General features: G+C 71.9%; 2 protein-coding genes and 1 pseudogene. All 3 read right to left on the reverse strand.

Features of this window, described 5'->3' with window-relative positions; translation table 11 throughout:
* Positions 1-530, reverse strand: a pseudogene (locus GV126_RS18850) (type VI secretion protein); the annotation flags it as partial.
* Positions 531-548: 18 nt separating this feature from the next.
* Positions 549-1,961 carry an ATP-binding protein gene (locus tag GV126_RS18855; protein WP_159668202.1) on the reverse strand — a complete coding sequence of 471 codons (1,413 nt, stop codon included), beginning with the start codon at positions 1,959-1,961 and terminating at the stop codon, positions 549-551.
* A gap of 14 nt (positions 1,962-1,975) precedes the next feature.
* Positions 1,976-3,535 carry an SCO6880 family protein gene (locus GV126_RS18860; RefSeq protein WP_159668204.1) on the reverse strand — a complete coding sequence of 520 codons (1,560 nt, stop codon included), beginning with the start codon at positions 3,533-3,535 and terminating at the stop codon, positions 1,976-1,978.
* Positions 3,536-3,626: the final 91 nt, after the last annotated feature.

Raw genomic sequence — 3,626 nt, forward strand, 5'->3', positions numbered from 1 at the left:
CTGGGGGATGTGGAGAGGAGGGGGGGCAGCGGCGGCGGGGCCGTCGTGGCCGGCGCCTCCTGCGGGGCCGGTGCCTCGTAGGCGGGCGGGGCGGGGGTCCGGTGCGGGTCGGCGGCCGGTGTGTGCTGCCGGGCCGCCGCCCGTTCGGCGCGTCGTCTGAGCCGTCCGGCGCGCCAGCGGGCCACCGTGCCCATCACGAACACCGTCAGGACGAACAGCACCATCAGCTGGCCGATGAACAGCCCCCAGAACAGGCCGTACCCCGACAGCTGGGCGGCGGGGGTGTCGGGCCAGGCGCCGGGGACGTCGTGCGGGTCGGCGATGAGGTGGCGCATGGCCAGGGGCGTACGGGTGAAACTGACGCCGTCCGGCCACGCGCCGTGGGCGAACAGGCCCGCCAGGCCCGTGGCCGTCCACACCAGCAGGGTCATGCCGAGGAGGAAGGCCAGTATGCCGAGCAGCAGCCCGTCGGGAATGCCGCCCGGCCGGCCCTGTCCCTGCTGTCCCTGACCGCGGTCGCCCTCGCGCACGCCTCCCCCTGCCTTCCCTTACGCCACCGTCGACTCGGAGTCGCCGAGGTGCTGCTCCACGAAGGCCGCCGCCCGCTCCTCCGCCTCCCGCTCGGCGGCGCGCAGGGCGTCGTCGGCGGCGATGTCGCGGGAGGACTCGGTCATGGCGCGGTCGGTGAAGACCAGCGGCCGTTCGGTCTCCGTGACCAGGTGTTTGACGACCTGGACGTTGCCGTTGACGTCCCAGACGGCGATGCCGGGGGTGAGGGTCGGGATGATCTCCACGGCCCACCGGGGCAGGCCGAGGACCCGGCCGGTCGCCCTGGCCTCGTCGGCTTTCTGGGCGTAGATCGTCCTGGTCGACGCCATCTTCAGGATCGCCGCGGCCTCCTTGGCGGCCGCGCCGTCCACCACGTCGGACAGGTGGTGGACGACCGCCACGAAGGACAGGCCGAGCCGGCGCCCGAACTTCAGCAGCCGCTGGAACAGCTGCGCCACGAACGGGCTGTTGATGATGTGCCAGGCCTCCTCGACCAGGAAGATGCGCTTCTTGCGGTCGGGGCGGATCCAGGTGTGCTCCAGCCACACGCCGACGATCGCCATGAGGATGGGCATGGCGATGGAGTTGCGGTCGATGTGGCTGAGGTCGAAGACGATCAGCGGGGCGTCCAGGTCGATACCGACCGTGGTCGGGCCGTCGAACATGCCGCGCAGGTCGCCGTCGACCAGGCGGTCCAGGACCAGGGCGACGTCCAGGCCCCAGGCGCGGACGTCGTCTATGGCGACGTTCATCGCCTCGGCGGACTCCGGTTCGGGGTGGCGCAGCTGCTCGACGATGTCGGACAGGACCGGCTGGCGCTCGACGATCGTCTCGTTGACGTAGGCGTGCGCGACCTTCAGCGCGAAGCCGGAACGCTCGTCCAGGCCGTGGCCCATCGCGACCTCGATGATGGTCCGCAGCAGGGCGAGCTGCCCGGTCGTGGTGATCGCCGGGTCCAGCGGGTTGAGGCGGATGCCGTGGTCCAGGGCGGCCGACGGGTCGAGCCGGATGGGCGTTATCCCCAGCTCCTCCGCGATCAGGTTCCACTCGCCGACGCCGTCCTCGCCCTGGGCGTCCAGGACGACGACCTGGCGGTCGCGGAAGCGCAGCTGGCGCAGGACGTACGTCTTCTCCAGCGCCGACTTGCCGTTGCCGGACTCGCCGAGAACCAGCCAGTGCGGGGCGGGCAGCTGCTGGCCGTACAGCTGGAAGGGGTCGTAGATGTAGCCCTTCCCGGAGTAGACCTCGCGGCCGATGATGACGCCCGAGTCGCCGAGGCCGGGCGCGGCCGTGGGCAGGTAGACCGCCTGGGCCTGGCCCGTGGAGGTGCGCACCGGCAGCCGGGTCGTCTCGACCTTCCCGAACAGGAAGGACGTGAAGGCTTCCGTGATCGCGGTCAGCGGGTCCCGCATCAGAGCATCAGTCCCTACCGTCGGATTCCGGTGGCGAACGGGAGCGTGTTCACGAAGGCACGGTGGTGCTCGCGGTCGCACCACTCCAGCTTCAGGTAGGACTTTCCGGCCGAGGCGCGGATGGTCCGCTTGTCGCGGGCCAGGGCCTCGGGGGAGCGTGCGGAGACGGTGATGTAGCCGACGAGGTTCACGCCGGCGGCGCCGCTGGCGAGGTCCTCGCCGCGCTGGTCGAGGCGGTGGTGGGCCTGGACGTCGCGCGGGTCGACGGTGCGGTTCATCTTGGCGGCGCGGCTGGCCTCGGCGACGTCGTTGGTCTTCTCGGTCAGCATGCGCTCGATGGCGACCTCGGTGGGTTCGAGGTCCATGGTGACGGCGACGGTGCGGATGACGTCCGGGGTGTGGACGAGCAGCGGCGCGAGGAAGTTCACGCCGACCGGGGTCATCGGCCACTCCTTGATCCAGGCGGTGGCGTGGCACCAGGGCTCGCGGGTGGCGGACTCGCGGGTCTTGGCCTGCAGGTACGTCGGTTCGCGGGCGTCCAGTTCGGCCGGCCAGGCGTTGCGGCGGGTCATGGCCTGGATGTGGTCGATGGGGTGGTCCGGGTCGTACATGGAGTGGATCAGGGAGGCCAGCCGGCCCTGGCCGAGGGGCTGGCGTACCCGGATGTCGGCCTCCTGCAGCCGGGAGCAGATGTCGGTCAGCTCGCGGGCCATGACGACGGCGAGGCCGGCGTCCCGGTCGATCCGGCGGCCGGACTGGGCGCGGGCGGCGCGGGCCATGGCCTGGGCCTCGGCGGCCAGTTCGCGGTTGTAGTGCATGCAGGCCACGAGGTAGGCGCGGTGCTGCTCGCTGCTGGTGGAGACCATGGACTGCAGCTGGTCGTAGGAGTGCTGCAGCCAGGCGGGCGCGCGGTCGTCGCCGCGCTGGGCGACGTCCTTGGCGTGGGCGTCGGGGTCGGCGGGCAGGGTGCGGGCGAGCATCTGCAGGCGGGTGACGAAGCCGTCGCCGTTGGCGACGTGCTTGAGCAGGGTGCCGAACCGGTCGACGAGGGCCTCCTGGTCCTCGGAGTCGCGCAGGCCGACGCCGGGGCCCTCGATCTCGATGGCGGCGGTGACGGTCTTGCGGTCGGCGTGCAGCAGCACGGCGATCTCGTCGGGGCCGAAGGGCGCGGCGAGCCAGGTGATGCGGCCGATGCCGGGCGGCGGGCCCACCTCGATCTCCCGGCCGTCGAGCCGGGTCCCGGCCTCCATCGCGGCCGAGCGGTAGACCGCGCCGCGCTTGACGGTGCGCTTGTAGCTGCGGTTGATCTCGAACCACTTGTAGAAGGTGCGGTGCCGGTAGGGCACGTACACGGCGGCGAGCGCGAGCAGCGGGAAGCCGGTGAGCAGCACGATGCGCAGGGACAGCACGGGGACGAGGAGCCCGCACATCATGCCGAGGAAGGCCCCCGCGACGATCAGAGCGATCTCGCCGGTCTCGCGGTTGCGGCCGATGATCGCGTTCGGCCGGGCGCGGCCGATCAGATATGTACGGCGGGGCGTGACCGTGGGGGACACGGGGGACTCGGTCGTCAACGCCCTTCACCTCCCGTGCGGTTGGTACTGCTGGTGCGGGTGCTGCTGGCGTGGGGAGTGTTCACCGGGCTGGCTGCGCGGGGAGCGGGGG

This window comes from Streptomyces mexicanus (genome assembly GCF_902506575.1).
In the GTDB taxonomy this organism is placed as follows: domain Bacteria; phylum Actinomycetota; class Actinomycetes; order Streptomycetales; family Streptomycetaceae; genus Streptomyces; species Streptomyces mexicanus.